Consider the following 15,021-nt stretch of genomic DNA (forward strand, 5'->3'; position numbering starts at 1 on the left):
ATACGGAAATGTACAAAAAACTAAACTTTTTTGAGAAAATACTTTTTTTAACCAACGTATTTTTTGTGCTATGGCTGTTGGTGTCATACCTCATTCCGTACCTGCCTCCAAAGCGATTTTCAATCATTTCAGTATTAGCCTTGTTAACTCCTATTGTGTTGATTGTAAACGTTTTATTTTCTATATATTGGTTAGTAAGAAGAAAGAAAATATTTCTTCTTTCAACCGTAATTTTGTTGTTTGGTTACGAGTCTCTCACACGATTATTTCAGATATTCAACACTTCAACCGAGGCAGGAAATGGTCTTTCTTTAATGTCGTTCAATGTACGATTATTCAACCACTATCGTTGGCATCCCGACCGAAATCTAAAAGATAAAATTATTGAATTTGTTCAAAAACAATCGGCTGATATAATTGTTTTTCAAGAGTTTTATAACCATAAAAAATATGACATCGCAGGATATCCACATAAAAAAATCATTACTAAAACTCCAAAAGATAATATTGGTCACGCTATCTTTAGCCGGTTTCCAATAATCAATGCAGGATCATTGAACTTTCCGAACACGAGCAATAATGGTGTTTTTGTGGACATCAGGGTACAAAAAGACACTCTACGTATTTATAGCTTACATTTAGAATCGCTACATATAAAACCTGAAAATGAGCTGATTAATCAAGATAAAGAACGTCTTATCAAAAATATTAGTCGTAGGTTTGTACTGCAGCAAGAGCAAATGGAACTTTTCAAAACCCATCAGAACACATCTCCCTACAAGACTATTGTTTGTGGAGATTTTAACAACACTGCTTATTCTTATATTTATCGAAATATCAGAGGCGAAAACCTAAATGACGCTTTTGAAGAGAAAGGTGTGGGATTTGGAAAATCGTTTAATTTTAACTTTTTCCCTTTTCGGATTGACTATATTTTGTTAGATAAATCATTGAATATTCAAGATTTTAACACATTTAGCGAAGTGTTATCAGACCACCGTCCAATGTTAGTAAAATTTTCTATGGAGTAATAAAAGGCGTAAAGACGCAAAATTTTGCGTCTTTACGATGATATTTTAAATCATTTCTGCTTCAAAAAGCTCTTGGAAATATTTGATAATCTTCTCTTTAACCTCTTCTATAGCTACTTCTTTTTGACCCAATTCCAAGTTGAGCGAGGTCACTGCCTTACCACGTATTCCACAAGGGATAATATTATCGAAATAGCCCAAATCTGCATTTACATTAAATGCAAATCCATGCATAGTTACCCAGCGTGAACTGCGAACCCCCATAGCACATATCTTACGAGCAAAAGGCGTACCTACATCTATCCAAACTCCCGTTTCACCTTCGCTCCGAGTTCCTTTAATGCCATAGTCTTTCAGAACTAAGATGATGGTTTCCTCTAACAAACGTAGGTACTTGTGAATATCTGTAAAAAAATTATCTAAATCTAAAATAGGATAACCTACAATTTGCCCAGGTCCATGATAGGTAATGTCTCCACCACGATTAATTTTATAAAAGGTAGCTCCCTTTTTTTTGAGCGTAGCCTCATCAATTAGTAAGTTTGAAATATCTCCACTTTTTCCTAAAGTGTACACATGCGGATGCTCTACAAAAAGGAAGTAATTCGATGTAGGTTCATTGGTATTATTTGCTCTGTTTTTCCGTTTCTTTTCAATGATAGATTCAAAAAGAGACTCTTGATAATCCCAAGTTTCCTTATAATCTTTCGTTCCTAAGTCTTTGAATATGATTTGTTTATTCATTTTTAATGCGTTTATATTCAAACATATAATCTAAAATACAGCAGGATTTCATGTCAACCCTAATTATTTCAGACACTTACATATGTTGCTTGAAATACAAAAAGTGTTATTTTTTATAATATTGTCGGTATTTCCAAAATGAAATCGCCCCTGAAATCAGTACAAACGCTACCGAATAGTAAACAAAGGAAGGCGTAATGATTTTGTCTCCACTTGCATAACTATGCAGTCCTGAAAGGTAAAAATTAACCCCGAAATAAGTCATAAGAATACTAAAAAGAGCTATCGTGCTTGCAAAACTGAACGCCCAACGCCCACGAAGTCCTGGAACCAAACGCATATGGATTACAAAGGCATATACCATGATGCTTACCAAAGCCCATGTTTCTTTTGGATCCCAGCCCCAGTAACGTCCCCAGCTCTCATTTGCCCACATGCCTCCTAAAAAGTTTCCGATAGTAAGCATGACTAATCCTACGGTTAGTGATAGTTCATTGACAATCACTAACTCCTGAGTGGCTAATGACATACGTTCTTTATTTTTATCGGTCGTAAATATCATCAGGTACATGGAAATAATTCCCAGAATAGCTCCCAATACAAAAGGTCCGTAACTTCCGACAATGATTGCCACGTGAATCATTAACCAATAACTGTTCAACACAGGTTGCAACGTACCTATAGAAGGATCCATCCAATTCCAATGTGCGATCATCAGAATCATCGATGTAACGAAAGCAGTGGCAGCTAATGACAACAGTGAACGTTTGGCAAATAGTAATCCCATACCCATAGTTGCCCAAGCTACGTAGATCATACTTTCATAAGCATCACTCCAAGGTGCATGTCCTGAAATATACCAACGACATATCAAACCAAGCGTATGAAGTAAGAATAAAATTAAAATCAAGTATTTACATATACGAACCGCGATATTCAAGAAAGGTTTTTTTGAAAATATATCCACAACTAAGAGAATAAACATCACTCCTCCTACGTATAAGTACCACTGAAACAATAGGTTAAAAACATCTATTTTATTATAGAGAATCTCGGCTTTTATCTTACTTTCCGATGGAAGTACCTCCGCTCCGTGATTTTGTTGGTTTTTCTTAAGAGCTTCTAACAATTTATCAGGATTTGAATAATCTCCCGTTTGAATGGATTCACGAAGCATACTCAAATACATCGGCACTGCATTGCTTATAAAATTGGCGTACAATGAATCTTTTTCCAAATTTCTGTCACTACGAAATTCAACACCTGAAACCCAACGGTTATTAGGGTCGTTCAACAAGGGAAATATTTTTAACATTTCACCCGATAAAGCTCTATTTATCAAACCTATGCGTTGATCAGCGTTCTTAAAATCTTTTTGAAACTGATTTGGAGTGTTCGTTGAATAAATTTCATGTAAATAGGGACTTAATTTATAGCTCATGTTTTCGTCAAAGAAATCTGCAAAACGAACGTACTTTGTACCTTTTTCTACACCTAAAAATGAGTGTAAACTGTCATTTTGTTTCTTTACGAAAATAAAATCGACCTGTGTCCAAACTCCAGGGTGCAACATCATAGATAGCAGGGCTTGGTTAGGATTCATCCCCCTAAAATCATCAAATTTGGTCATCTTACGCATTAACTCCGAAGCGAAAGTATGTACGGGTTTCATACGCCCTGAATCTTGGATTACCAACTCACCGAATTTTTCAGCGTGTTCTTTGCTTACGGTTGTAGCTTTCAAAATCGAATCAATTTCAGCATCCGATGGTCTTACGGAATGTTGCCCAAACATTACAGAACTTCCTAAAAGAAATAATAGAACACTTAATTTTTGTCGTTTCAATTGCACATCTCTAAGTTGTTTTGCTAATTTTATGAATCGTGATTTACCTACAAACATAAAAGCAATTAACCCTCCGTAGAGTAAAAAATAGCCTATGTAAGTAATCAGTGTACCCCAATAATCGTGGTTAACAGACAATACAGTACCTTTCTCATCGGGGTGAAATTGTGCTTGGAATAATCGGTATCCTTTATAATTCAGAATGTTATTCATGAAAATATCGTAGTTAAATCTTTCGTTTCCATTGGTTACCGTAACTTTACTTTTGAAAGCGGCGTAGCTATTTTCTGTTCCCGGATACTTATCTGCAATAAAGTCATCAAGTTTTACCGAAAAAGGAACCTCTACACGACGTGAGCCATAGCTTAGATGGAAGTCTAATCCATTTACACTAATGCTTTTTGGTGGATGTATAATTCCTTTACTTCCCATGACAGTAACCTCTTTGCTTTCGTCCCCCGAATTGATTTCGAATACTACCGCATTCGAACTTTCTTTAGTAATTTCTTTTTCATCCAAGGCAACCACACCTTCATAGCCTCTTACCATAAACTCTGGAACTACAAATTGAATACCTTCCAGTGAATAGAGTGAACGCATCATGAAAGGTTGCAAACTGTCCTTAGCAACAGGCGTAAACTCTTGAGTAGACATTGTCATATATTTCCCTTCAAAAGGAGTGCGAATCAATTGTTGTTTATCGTTAATGGTGAGATTTATAGCTCCTTCGGTCGGTCGATTTAATGCAAAAAGTATGTTGTGAACATTAGTTACTTCACCATCTTTCAAAAAATGTTCGTGACGTGTTCCTCCTGAAGATTCCACTAACTTTAGGTATAGCGCCCCTTCAGGTGATTCTACGAATCCTTCCTTAGCTCCACGGATAAATTTTTTGTATTTAACATCAAATCTTTTTCCTTTGAAATCATCATTCCAATGATATGAATTCCGAGTATAGGGTGAAAAAAGAACTTCAGTTTGGTTACTTTTACGGAGGGGTTGTCCATCATGTTGTCCATCGACAAATACAGATATGTAAGTTCGATCAGATACATAAAAATTGGCTGTATCCCCTTCACGTATTGACATCAATCCCTCGTCACTCATATAGCGGGTAATACCTGCACCAACAATAATAAAGACCCATGAAAGGTGCAATACCAATACCGCCCAGTTTTCTCTTTTCAAAAGATTGTAGCGTTTGATATTACCAATGAAGTTAATTGCAAAAATAAGCATGATTAATTCGAACCACCACGCGTTGTATATCCAGATACGAGCCGTGTCGATACCATAGTCGTTCTCAATAAATGTCCCTAACCCTAAAGCAATCCCAAATACGATGAAAAGAATCGCCATCAAACGAGTTGAAAAAACGAAGTTTACGAATGATTTTAACATAAATTTATTGATAAGTAGTGTTTCGCGCAAAGATACGATTTTAAACCATAAAAAGCAGGAAAATACAGAAAATATTTCCAGTTCTAAAAAATATTATTACTTTTGCCTTTCAATTAAAATTATCATAGACATGAAAAGACTTATTATTGTATGTTTGGCTCTTTTTTCAGGGAAAGCATTTTCACAGGATTACCCAAAGAATCAAATAAACTTGAATGCCTTAAACGCTATTGCTATCGCTTCGGTTGAGTTGGGTTATGAACGCTATGTCGACTTCAATCAGTCAATTGAAGTTGAAATGTTTTTTAACGACCGTTTTTCCTACTTTCCAAAAGGAGATAACAGAAAATACAGTGCAACGAGTATCAAAGTAGGATATAACTACTATTTTGATTTAGATAACTTATCAGGCCCCTATATCAATCCGTTTATCAAGCAGCGTTTTGGTAGTTTTAAAGAAACTGTATTGAATGCTGACAAAAAGGAGGTTGTAGAAACGACTAAGCTGGACAGTTTTATTTTTGGAATCGGAATTGGGTATATTTGGAATTATAATGATACGTTTGTTGTGGCTCCATACGTAAACATAGGACGTAATTTCGGTAAAAAAATTGTTGAAAACAAGTATTTTTGGGCTATTGAACCAAACGCAGGTATCAAGATAGGGTATAAATTTTAGGATCATTCCCTTTAATAAAAGTAAAAAAGGCTGTTTAGTAAATTACTGAACAGCCTTTTTTATAAGTACACTTTTATGACTAAGCATCGATTTTTGCATATTTTGCATTCTTCTCAATAAACTCTCTGCGGGGAGGTACTTCATCTCCCATTAACATAGAGAAAATTCGATCAGCCTCACTAGCGTTGTCGATAGTTACTTGACGGAGTGTTCGCTGAGCAGGATTCATAGTTGTTTCCCACAGTTGTGGAGCATCCATCTCTCCCAAACCTTTGTATCGAGTAATGTGAGCCCCTCCTCCAAGTTCCTCACTCACACGGTCACGCTCTTTCTCGTTCCATGCGTAAACTTCTTTCTTGCCCTTTTTCAATGAATAAAGCGGAGGTGTAGCAATATAAACATACCCTTTTTCAATTAACTCACGCATATAGCGGAAGAAAAATGTCAAAATCAGAGTTGTAATATGTGACCCATCGACATCGGCATCACACATGATAACCACTTTGTGATAGCGTAACTTCTGTAAATTCAAGGCTTTAGCATCTTCTTCTGTGCCAATGGTTACACCCAATGCTGTGTATATATTTTTGATTTCATCATTATCAAAAATTTTATGCTGCATTGTTTTTTCTACATTCAATATCTTACCTTTTAGAGGAAGAATCGCTTGATAGTTTCTGTCACGTCCTAACTTAGCTGTTCCCCCTGCGGAGTCTCCCTCCACCAAGAATATCTCACACTTTTCAGGATCTTGTTCTGAGCAATCGGACAACTTTCCTGGAAGCCCACCACCACTCATCGCGGTTTTACGTTGCACCATTTCACGAGCCTTCTTTGCTGCCTGACGTGCTTGTGCAGCTAAAATTACTTTCTCAACAATGGTTTTAGCATCGTTCGGATTTTCCTCTAAATAAGATTCCAGCATATCGGATACCGCTTGTGAAACAGCCGATGTAACTTCGCGGTTCCCTAACTTAGTTTTTGTTTGCCCTTCAAACTGAGGTTCAGCTACTTTCACCGAAATGATCGCTGTTAAGCCTTCACGGAAATCATCTCCTACAATTTCAATAGGATTCTTTTTATCTTTACTTGCTTTTTCCAACAAACCTGATTTATCCGCATAGTTTTTAAGCGTACGTGTCAATCCCATACGGAATCCTTGTAAGTGAGTTCCTCCTTCAGTAGTATTGATATTGTTTACATAAGAGTGTAAATTCTCGTTGAACGAATCGTTATAAATCATCGCTACTTCCACAGGAATCTCATTTTTTTCTCCTTCCATAGAGATTACGCGATTGATGATAGAAACCCTGTTTCCGTCCAAATATTTAATAAACTCAGATAATCCATTTTCGGAATGAAAGGTTTCAGAGATATATTCTCCTTTTTCATCCTTATTGCGGAAATCCGTTAAGGTAATGGTAATACCTTTGTTTAAATATGACAATTCACGAATACGAGTAGCTAAGGTGTCGTATTTATATTCCGTTGTTTGTTGGAAAATTTCCTCATCGGGATGAAACGTTACACGTGTCCCTCGTTTGTCCGTATTGCCTATCTGTTTCACGGGAAAGAGTGCTTTCCCTCTTGAGTATTCCTGTTCCCAAACTTTTCCATCACGGAAAACAGTTGCTATCAGATGCGTAGAAAGTGCATTCACACACGAAACTCCCACACCGTGTAAACCTCCTGAAACTTTGTATGAGCCTTTGTCAAATTTACCTCCAGCTCCAATTTTAGTCATAACCACTTGTAAAGCGGAAACACCCTCTTTTTTATGAATATCCACAGGAATCCCGCGACCATTATCTTCAACAGTAATGGAATTATCCTCATTAATAGATACAGTGATTCTATCGCAGTGTCCTGCTAATGCCTCGTCGATAGAGTTATCCAAAACCTCATATACCAAATGGTGCAAACCCCGTGTACCCACGTCTCCAATATACATCGAAGGACGCATACGCACGTGTTCCATTCCTTCCAAAGACTGAATATTATCCGCCGAATATTGACTTTTGTTTAGTTCTTCGCTCATAAGTTATTTTTGTATTCTATAAGTAATAATAGTCTACAAAGGTACAACTTTTTTCGAAATTAGACAATACGTTCTCAAAAATGTAACCCTAAGAGATGTGAGTCGAAAAAAAGAATATAATAACAAAAAAACTGCCTGAAAAGTTTCAAGCAGTTTTTATTATTTACGACCATATGGAGAACTATTCTCCTAAAATTCTGAATTCTGTACGACGGTTTTTATGATGTTCTTGCTCTGAACACTGAACTCCGTTAGCACATCTGTTGATCAAACGAGTCTCTCCGTATCCTTTTGCAATCATTCTTGAACGTTGTATACCTTTAGAAGCCAAGTAGTTAACAACTGCATTAGCTCTTTGCTGAGATAACGACATGTTGTAATCGTCGTTTCCTCTTGAGTCAGTGTGAGACATGATTTCAACACTTGTGTTTTTGCCATTCAATAGAGGGAATAACATCTCATCAATGATTTTTTCAGAGGCTTTTGTTAATTTAGCACTATTGTATTCGTATAAAATAGGCAACATTGTAGGCTCTAATAATTTACAATCAACTTCTTCCCAAACGGTAACTCCTCCTTTTTTTACCAATACTTGTCTGGTAATAGTTTTGTACTCAGCAGGAACTTCCACTTTACGAGTTGTTGCCTCTCTATCAACTACTTCACGCTTGATGGTAGCATATTCAGCAGGGATTTCAATTTCCTCAACACGAGCAGGGGTTTTAACAACCTGACGTTTGAAAGTAGCCTCAATGCTTGGAATTTCTCTTTCTGTAGTATGAGCGTCTTTCACCAAAGTAACAACATCTACGCTCTCGAAACGAGCAGGTCTTTCAACGAAACATGCAGTAACACAGGCATCTTTATTGATTGAAGGGCAGTTGTCTAGATGTTTGTACTCCCAACCTGAAGTTTTAGGATACACTTCCAAAGTTTTAACATCTTTACCAAAAGCAGCAGGAACTACAGTTAATATATTACCAGCTTCTTTTTTCTCATAAGGAACTTGAACCGTCTCATAAACAGCTGGTACGTAGACCAATTTTTTACTTGCTTCTTTTACTAAAACACGCTCTTCAATCGTTTTGAACGTACCAGGAATTACCTCCAGTTTGCTGTAAGCGGGTGCAATCTGGATTCTCTCTGTCTCTTCACGAAATTCATCTTTCGTGATACATTTTACATAACACTTACCTGGAGCCGGATTTGCTGGTAAATCTTGTGCAGACACATAGCCCACAAATGAAAGTGCAACTAAACTTAAAGTTGTTTTTTTCATACTCTAAATATAAATTATTTTGTTTAAAATCTGTGGCAAATTTCGGGATTAAAATCGTATTAAAAAAAAAATTAACAGGACTTTATGCTTTTCAACGAAAACTCCTACTATTACTCAATATTTCAAGGTATACTAAAAATTACATACATATCGTGTTTGCTTTTTAAATACCTAAAAATCAACATTAATCATATAATACTAATCATTAAAAACAAGCCTATTTGTTGTTTTTCAATTGTTTAATTTTTATTTAATACTTAATTTAATGTAAGTTTTGAGTAGATATTGATATCTGCTCTACATCTTGAAACTGCTCTTAATTCTCTCAACTTCCGCCCCGATGTCACCTGCTCCAACAGTAAGCAATAACTTGGGCTGTTTTTTGGTCAGTAACGGAATTAAGTCCGATTTTGAGACCAAAACTTTCTGTTTACTTTGAATTTTTTCTAACAACACTTCTGACGTGATTCCTTCAATGGGCAATTCTCTTGCAGGATAAATATCCAACAATACCACATCGTCAAATTTGGATAAACTCTCTGCAAATTCGTCCATAAAATCGCGAGTTCGAGTAAACAAATGAGGCTGAAAAACAATGGTTTTTTCAATTTTTGGATACATTTCGTCCACCGCTTGGAAAAGTGCATTGATTTCCGATGGGTGATGTGCATAGTCGTCAATGAAAACGAAATCTTTTTCTTTGATAATGTATGAAAATCTACGTTTTACCCCTTTGAAAGTTGCCAATGCCGACAATAATTTTTCAGCAGGAAATCCCGCTTGTACACCCATCGCCACCGCTGCCAAAGCGTTCGACAAATTGTGTCTGCCCGGTTTTGGAAACACATAGTTTTTAAGAACGTTGTTTGCATAATGGAAATCAAAGTGATACAAACCATTTTCAATACGAATATTTTGAAAGCTGAAATCAGAATGATTTTCCAATCCGTATGTTTTTCCGTTTATTTTCAGTCCGTTACATATAATCCGATTTTCATCAGATTTAATTTTGTCGGCAAAATCACGAAACCCTTTTTCAAATTCCTCTTTACTTCCGTAGATGTCCAAATGGTCGGCATCCATTGAAGTAATACACGCAATATCAGGATATAACCTTAAGAAAGAGCGGTCGAATTCGTCGGCTTCAACAACGGTAAATTTACTTCCGTTAAGAACTAAATTGCTGTTGAAATTTTCAGTAATTCCACCTAAAAAAGCACTTACCGAAGCTCCACTTTCCACTAAAATATGAGCCAAAATGCTTGATGTTGTGGTTTTTCCGTGCGTTCCTGCCACCGCTAAACAAAAGCTATTTTCGGTAATCATTCCCAAAATTTCGGAACGCTTAAAAACTTGATAACCATTCTTTTGGAAGAAAACAAGTTCAACGTGCATTTTCGGGACGGCAGGTGTGTACACCACAAGAGTATTTTCTACGTTCTTGAAATCTGATGGAATATTTGCTTCATCTTCCGTAAAGTGGACTTTAATTCCTTCGTTTTCAAGTGTGTCGGTAATTTCTGTTGGTGTTCGGTCGTATCCGCAGACATTCTTTCTGATGGCTTTGAAATAACGAGCCAATGCCGACATTCCGATTCCACCAATCCCGATGAAATATACGTTTTTTATGTTATTGAAATTGACTTTCATTGCGTTTTTGTTTAAGGTTTTGAAAGATTAAAAGATTTAAAAATTAAATGATTAAAAGATTAAAAAAACTATTTGTTGTTTTTCTTGTATAAAACTATTCCAACTCGCTCAATATGAGCTTTCAATTCACTATTATCTATATTGTTAAAAACCGATAAATCTACTTTGTATGGTAGTAGTAATTCGTCAATCAAAAGTTCTATTTTAAGTAAATCATCATACGAAACTTCTCCGATGATGCTTAAATCAATATCCGAATTGTATCTAAAATTTCCTTTCGCTCTTGACCCATATACAATCACTTTTTCAATATTTTCAAATTTTTCAAAAATATTTTGGAACGATGTTAAAACGGCAGCTTCTAATCCAAATTGTTTCGTTTTCATTGTGAAAGTGGCTTCATTTTTTCTTCAAAATCTTGAAAAGCAAATAGATAATCTTCTTTGATTTTTTTTAAAATATCCGTTGCCGTACTTTGGTTATAGGTATGGCTACTTTGATTACGGCTGATAATCATCTCTCGCCAAACCATCTGATTTTTTTCATTGATTAACCCCATTGCAAAGGCTTCACGAATGGCATCGCGTGAACCTGCCACGTTTGTAATCCCTTGATATATCGCGTAGTCTTTCATTAAATTCCACGCTAACTCAAAAGAAAATTCGAACGATTTGATTACCGATATTCCGATTATTTCCAAAAAATCATTCTTCTCATTTTTTGCGTTTTCCTCAAAATAGTATAGGGCTTTTTTGAGTTGCTCCAAAGCCTTAGTATAATTGGCAAATCGCTGTTTATATCTGATGTCAAGCTCCATTTCGTTTAATAATTTAAAAAATTAAAAATATTGAAAGATTTAAAAATTAAATGATTAGTTATTGTTTTTGTATTCCATCAAAACAGAGGTTAATCCATTTTTTGTAACTCGTTCTCTTATAATGTTAAATCCTAATTTTTTGTATACTTCAACTGCACTCGTTGATGAGTTAACGATGATGTGATTTGCTTTTGTGTCATTTTGAGCAAATGCAAACAATTTACGTCCAATCTTCAAGCCTTGATATTTTTTATCTACAAAAAATAAGGAAATGTGCTGACCATTTTCTTTAACTCCGATAATCCCCACAAGGTTTTCATTGATAAATGCTCCGTACATTGATAATAAAGAGACTTGTTCCTTATTTTCAATATAACTATTAAAATGGCGATAGCCCTCATCGTTATAGTCCATTTTGTTGCATTTGGTAAAGACTTCTAAGGATAATCTCAAGCCTTTTGCTATCAAATTTTCCGAATTTAATTTCTTAATGATTACCTCTTTCATTTCAATTTTTTTGATTTTTTCAATCTTTTAATCTTTAAATCATTTAATCTTTAAATCATTTAATCTTTGAATAATTTAAAAATAATATCTACGATGTCCTTAGTTGCGTTGGGTTGAGCTAATTTTTTGATGTTTTCAGAGAGATTTTTCTGCTGATTTTCGTCAAGAATTAGCTGTGAAAGTATTGTTTCAAATTGGCTATCTAACTCGCTTTCACGGATTAAAATACAACCTTGTTTTTTCGCCACCGCCTGTGCATTTTTAGTCTGATGGTCTTCCGCAACATTGGGTGACGGAATGAAAATCACAGGTTTGCCCACAATGCAAAGTTCACTTACGGAACTTGCTCCTGCTCGGGAAATAATTACATCGGCTGAGGCGTACGCAAAATCCATTTGGTCAATGAATTGCAATACTTTAATATTTTCAGAGTCGTACTTTTTATATTCTTCAAAATAGAGTTTCCCACACTGCCAAAGTACTTGGATATCAAGTTTTTCAAAAAGAGGCAAATTGCTTTCAATAAGCTGATTGATACGCCTTGCTCCGAGACTTCCTCCCAAAACCAAAAGCGTTTTTTTATTTGGATTCAGAGAGAAAAAAGTTTGAGCTTCCTTTCTTTTTTCGGAAATGTTGAGCAAATCTGCCCGAACAGGATTTCCCGTTTTCACGATTTTTTCTTTTGGGAAGAATTTTTCCATATCATCATAAGCCACGCATATTTTTTCCGCTTTTTGGCATACCCATTTGTTGGTCACTCCGGCATAGGAATTTTGCTCTTGAATTATCGTAGGAATGCCGAGCCATTGAGCCGCTTTAAGGGTTGGGGCAGAGGCATATCCGCCTGTTCCGATAACCACATCAGGACGAAACTTCTTGATGATTTTCCGAGCCTTCCACAGGCTACTGACAAGTTTCAGCGGAAACATCAAGTTGTCAAGCGTTAGTTTGCGTTGTAACCCCGAAATCCACAATCCTTCGATGGGATACCCCGACTGAGGCACTTTTTGCATTTCCATTCGGTTTTCAGCTCCCACAAACAGAATTTCGGCATCAGGCAAACGATTCTTTATTTCATTTGCAATAGCAATGGCAGGATAAATATGTCCGCCTGTACCGCCGCCTGATATGATGAATTTAGGTTTCATTAATCTTTATATTTTTTTACGACATCTAACCATGTAAATTTCAATATAGCTGTGGTTAAGGCAAAAACGGCAATTGACCACCACATTTTGGGATAATCTCTGATTAACAGGAAAATAGGAATCAAAATTTGGCTCGATTGCCACACTATTCCAATAACACAATTGCCCATATCTTTCCAAAAGTCAGTATTTTTGACAGCTGTGCTATCCTCTTGCTTTAACTGCACATACACGGGATGCCACAAGCCCCACGGACGAATGTTTTTGTAAAAGTTTACCAATACACTCATCTCTGTTGGTTTTGATAGATAAGTGCCTAAAAAACAGCCTAATAACGAAAACACAAAGAAAATAGGAAATAAATAAATAGGAGGAATATGTGCTAAGCTATATAACCAAGTTCCTTCTGTGAAATTGGCCTTATTGATATCTAAAATGAATTGAGCAGTAGCGATGAGTAAACCAGCTAACATACCCCAGAAATAGCCCCAACCATTGAAACGCCACCACACCCATTTGAGAAAGTTAGCAGCTACATACCCTCCATACAAAGCACTTGTAATCCATAGGGTTATACCGTTTATCGAATCGGCAAAAAAGCCCATAATTACTCCAAGAATCACAATCGCAAATGACGCCCAATAAGAAGCATGAATGTAATGTTTCATCGAGGCTTCAGGTTTGAAATATTTTTTGTAAATATCATTTACGATATATGCAGGACCTGAATTTACGAACGCTGAAAAGGTAGACATAAACGCCGCCAACAACCCAGCCAACAACAGCCCTTTGATTCCTACAGGTACGTGGAAATTCACTACTTTTGGTAATATAGTTTCTAAATCGTTGTTGGTAATACCTGTTAACATTTGAGGAGCAATATGTACCAATGCAATCACTACAATTCCTCCGATAAGTAAATATCTCGGTATGAATAAAATAATATTGGTAAATCCACTCATGTAGGAAGCCTCTTTCACATTGCGTGTTGAAAGGATTCGCTGCATATCGTAGCTCGGCGTAGGCCCTGCTACACTAGCAAAAAATCCTTTTAATAGGGACATCCCTATAAAAGCTCCAAACATTTTATACCCTTGAGTATCAATAAAATCATTGAATGCTTGATACTTCGAATCCCAAAATGGTGTGAGTTCTGTGCCGAAGAAAATATTTTTCCATTCTTCGGGAATAATGGCTGTGATTTGCGCATCCGAAATAGTAAAGAAAGCATATCCTGCGACCAAGATTCCTGCTAATACCATAATTCCGTATTGTAGAACTTCAGTAGCAACCACAGAAAACATACCTCCTTTAATGGTGTAAATAGTTGTAAGAAAGATGATTAACAAAGAATAGCTTTGTTCTGAAGTAAGGAGTACCGAGTTTCCAAAAGCGAGAGTCATATCCCACGGAAGGATGATGGACATAAACTTTCCAACCCCTTCGAAAAAATAGGCTATGAACCCAACCGAAGTAATGATAGCAAAAATAGCGATAATCAAATGCGAGGCTCGTCCTGCTTTATCATTACCAAATCGAGTTAAAATCCATTCGGAACCTGTCATAATATTTGATCTACGAATCCAAGCTGCTAAGAAAACCATTACAAAAATTTGATTCCATATTGGCCAAATCCACATAAACATAAAACTTTTCACACCATAGAGAAATAAAATCCCTACCATCCAGGCTGTTCCTGCCACATCAAACATCCCAGAACCGTTACTCAGCCCTAAATAATACCATTTTATGGAATTTCCGCCTAAAAAATAGGAATCCAATCCTTTTGATGCTCGTTTTGAAATCCAAACACCTACCCCAATGGTTAAAAGAATGTACAAAACAACGATTAAAACGTCAATAATACTCATAATACCAATG

The 15,021-nt window shown here is 36.1% G+C and carries 12 protein-coding genes; 2 read left to right on the forward strand and 10 right to left on the reverse strand.

The annotated features are described in order from the left end of the window. The first annotated feature begins 8 nt into the window (after positions 1-8). Positions 9-1,031 (forward strand): endonuclease/exonuclease/phosphatase family protein, encoded by a 1,023-nt coding sequence (locus tag ACF3OB_RS09335; RefSeq protein WP_392447534.1) that lies wholly within the window; start codon positions 9-11, stop codon positions 1,029-1,031. Positions 1,032-1,076: 45 nt separating this feature from the next. On the opposite strand, the gene lipB is transcribed toward ACF3OB_RS09335, so the two are convergent. Both lipB and ccsA read right to left on the reverse strand, forming a co-directional pair. Beyond that, the gene (lipB, locus tag ACF3OB_RS09340) at positions 1,077-1,775 is read right to left on the reverse strand and encodes a lipoyl(octanoyl) transferase LipB (protein WP_095893382.1); all 699 of its coding nucleotides are present in this window, start codon (positions 1,773-1,775) and stop codon (positions 1,077-1,079) included. Positions 1,776-1,881: 106 nt separating this feature from the next. Then, positions 1,882-5,022, reverse strand: coding sequence for a cytochrome c biogenesis protein CcsA (gene ccsA, locus ACF3OB_RS09345; RefSeq protein WP_392447537.1), 3,141 nt, complete (start codon positions 5,020-5,022; stop codon positions 1,882-1,884). A 130-nt stretch (positions 5,023-5,152) separates the two neighbouring features. Here ccsA and ACF3OB_RS09350 point away from each other — a divergent pair, with 130 nt between their 5' ends. Next, complete coding sequence (locus tag ACF3OB_RS09350; protein WP_042007332.1) at positions 5,153-5,701, forward strand: hypothetical protein; 549 nt, start codon at positions 5,153-5,155, stop codon at positions 5,699-5,701. A gap of 79 nt (positions 5,702-5,780) precedes the next feature. Here ACF3OB_RS09350 and gyrB read toward each other — a convergent pair whose 3' ends face one another. The 8 genes from gyrB to ACF3OB_RS09390 all read right to left on the reverse strand — a co-directional run bounded on the left by gyrB (position 5,781) and on the right by ACF3OB_RS09390 (position 15,011). Then, a complete protein-coding gene (gene gyrB / locus ACF3OB_RS09355; RefSeq protein WP_042007316.1) occupies positions 5,781-7,739 on the reverse strand; it encodes a DNA topoisomerase (ATP-hydrolyzing) subunit B in 1,959 nt (652 codons plus the stop codon). Between the two features lie 181 nt (positions 7,740-7,920). Beyond that, entirely contained in the window at positions 7,921-9,018 is a 1,098-nt protein-coding gene (locus ACF3OB_RS09360) for an OmpA family protein (protein ID WP_042007312.1), read from the reverse strand. 297 nt (positions 9,019-9,315) lie between these two features. Next, entirely contained in the window at positions 9,316-10,668 is a 1,353-nt protein-coding gene (murC, locus tag ACF3OB_RS09365) for a UDP-N-acetylmuramate--L-alanine ligase (RefSeq protein WP_392447539.1), read from the reverse strand. Positions 10,669-10,736: 68 nt separating this feature from the next. Further along, positions 10,737-11,054, reverse strand: a complete 318-nt coding sequence (locus ACF3OB_RS09370; protein WP_095893379.1) for a nucleotidyltransferase domain-containing protein — start codon at positions 11,052-11,054, stop codon at positions 10,737-10,739. After that, complete coding sequence (locus tag ACF3OB_RS09375) at positions 11,051-11,485, reverse strand: HI0074 family nucleotidyltransferase substrate-binding subunit (RefSeq protein ID WP_095893378.1); 435 nt, start codon at positions 11,483-11,485, stop codon at positions 11,051-11,053. The genes ACF3OB_RS09370 and ACF3OB_RS09375 overlap by 4 nt, the downstream gene beginning before the upstream one ends. A 54-nt stretch (positions 11,486-11,539) precedes the next feature. Continuing rightward, a complete protein-coding gene (locus ACF3OB_RS09380) occupies positions 11,540-11,992 on the reverse strand; it encodes a GNAT family N-acetyltransferase (protein ID WP_095893377.1) in 453 nt (150 codons plus the stop codon). Between the two features lie 59 nt (positions 11,993-12,051). Beyond that, positions 12,052-13,140 (reverse strand): undecaprenyldiphospho-muramoylpentapeptide beta-N-acetylglucosaminyltransferase, encoded by a 1,089-nt coding sequence (gene murG, locus ACF3OB_RS09385; RefSeq protein ID WP_392447544.1) that lies wholly within the window; start codon positions 13,138-13,140, stop codon positions 12,052-12,054. After that, positions 13,140-15,011 carry a sodium:solute symporter family protein gene (locus tag ACF3OB_RS09390; protein WP_042348582.1) on the reverse strand — a complete coding sequence of 624 codons (1,872 nt, stop codon included), beginning with the start codon at positions 15,009-15,011 and terminating at the stop codon, positions 13,140-13,142. Before ACF3OB_RS09390 ends, murG begins: the two co-directional genes overlap by 1 nt. Positions 15,012-15,021: the final 10 nt, after the last annotated feature.

The organism is Capnocytophaga canis, from assembly GCF_043187445.1.
Lineage (GTDB): Bacteria > Bacteroidota > Bacteroidia > Flavobacteriales > Flavobacteriaceae > Capnocytophaga > Capnocytophaga canis.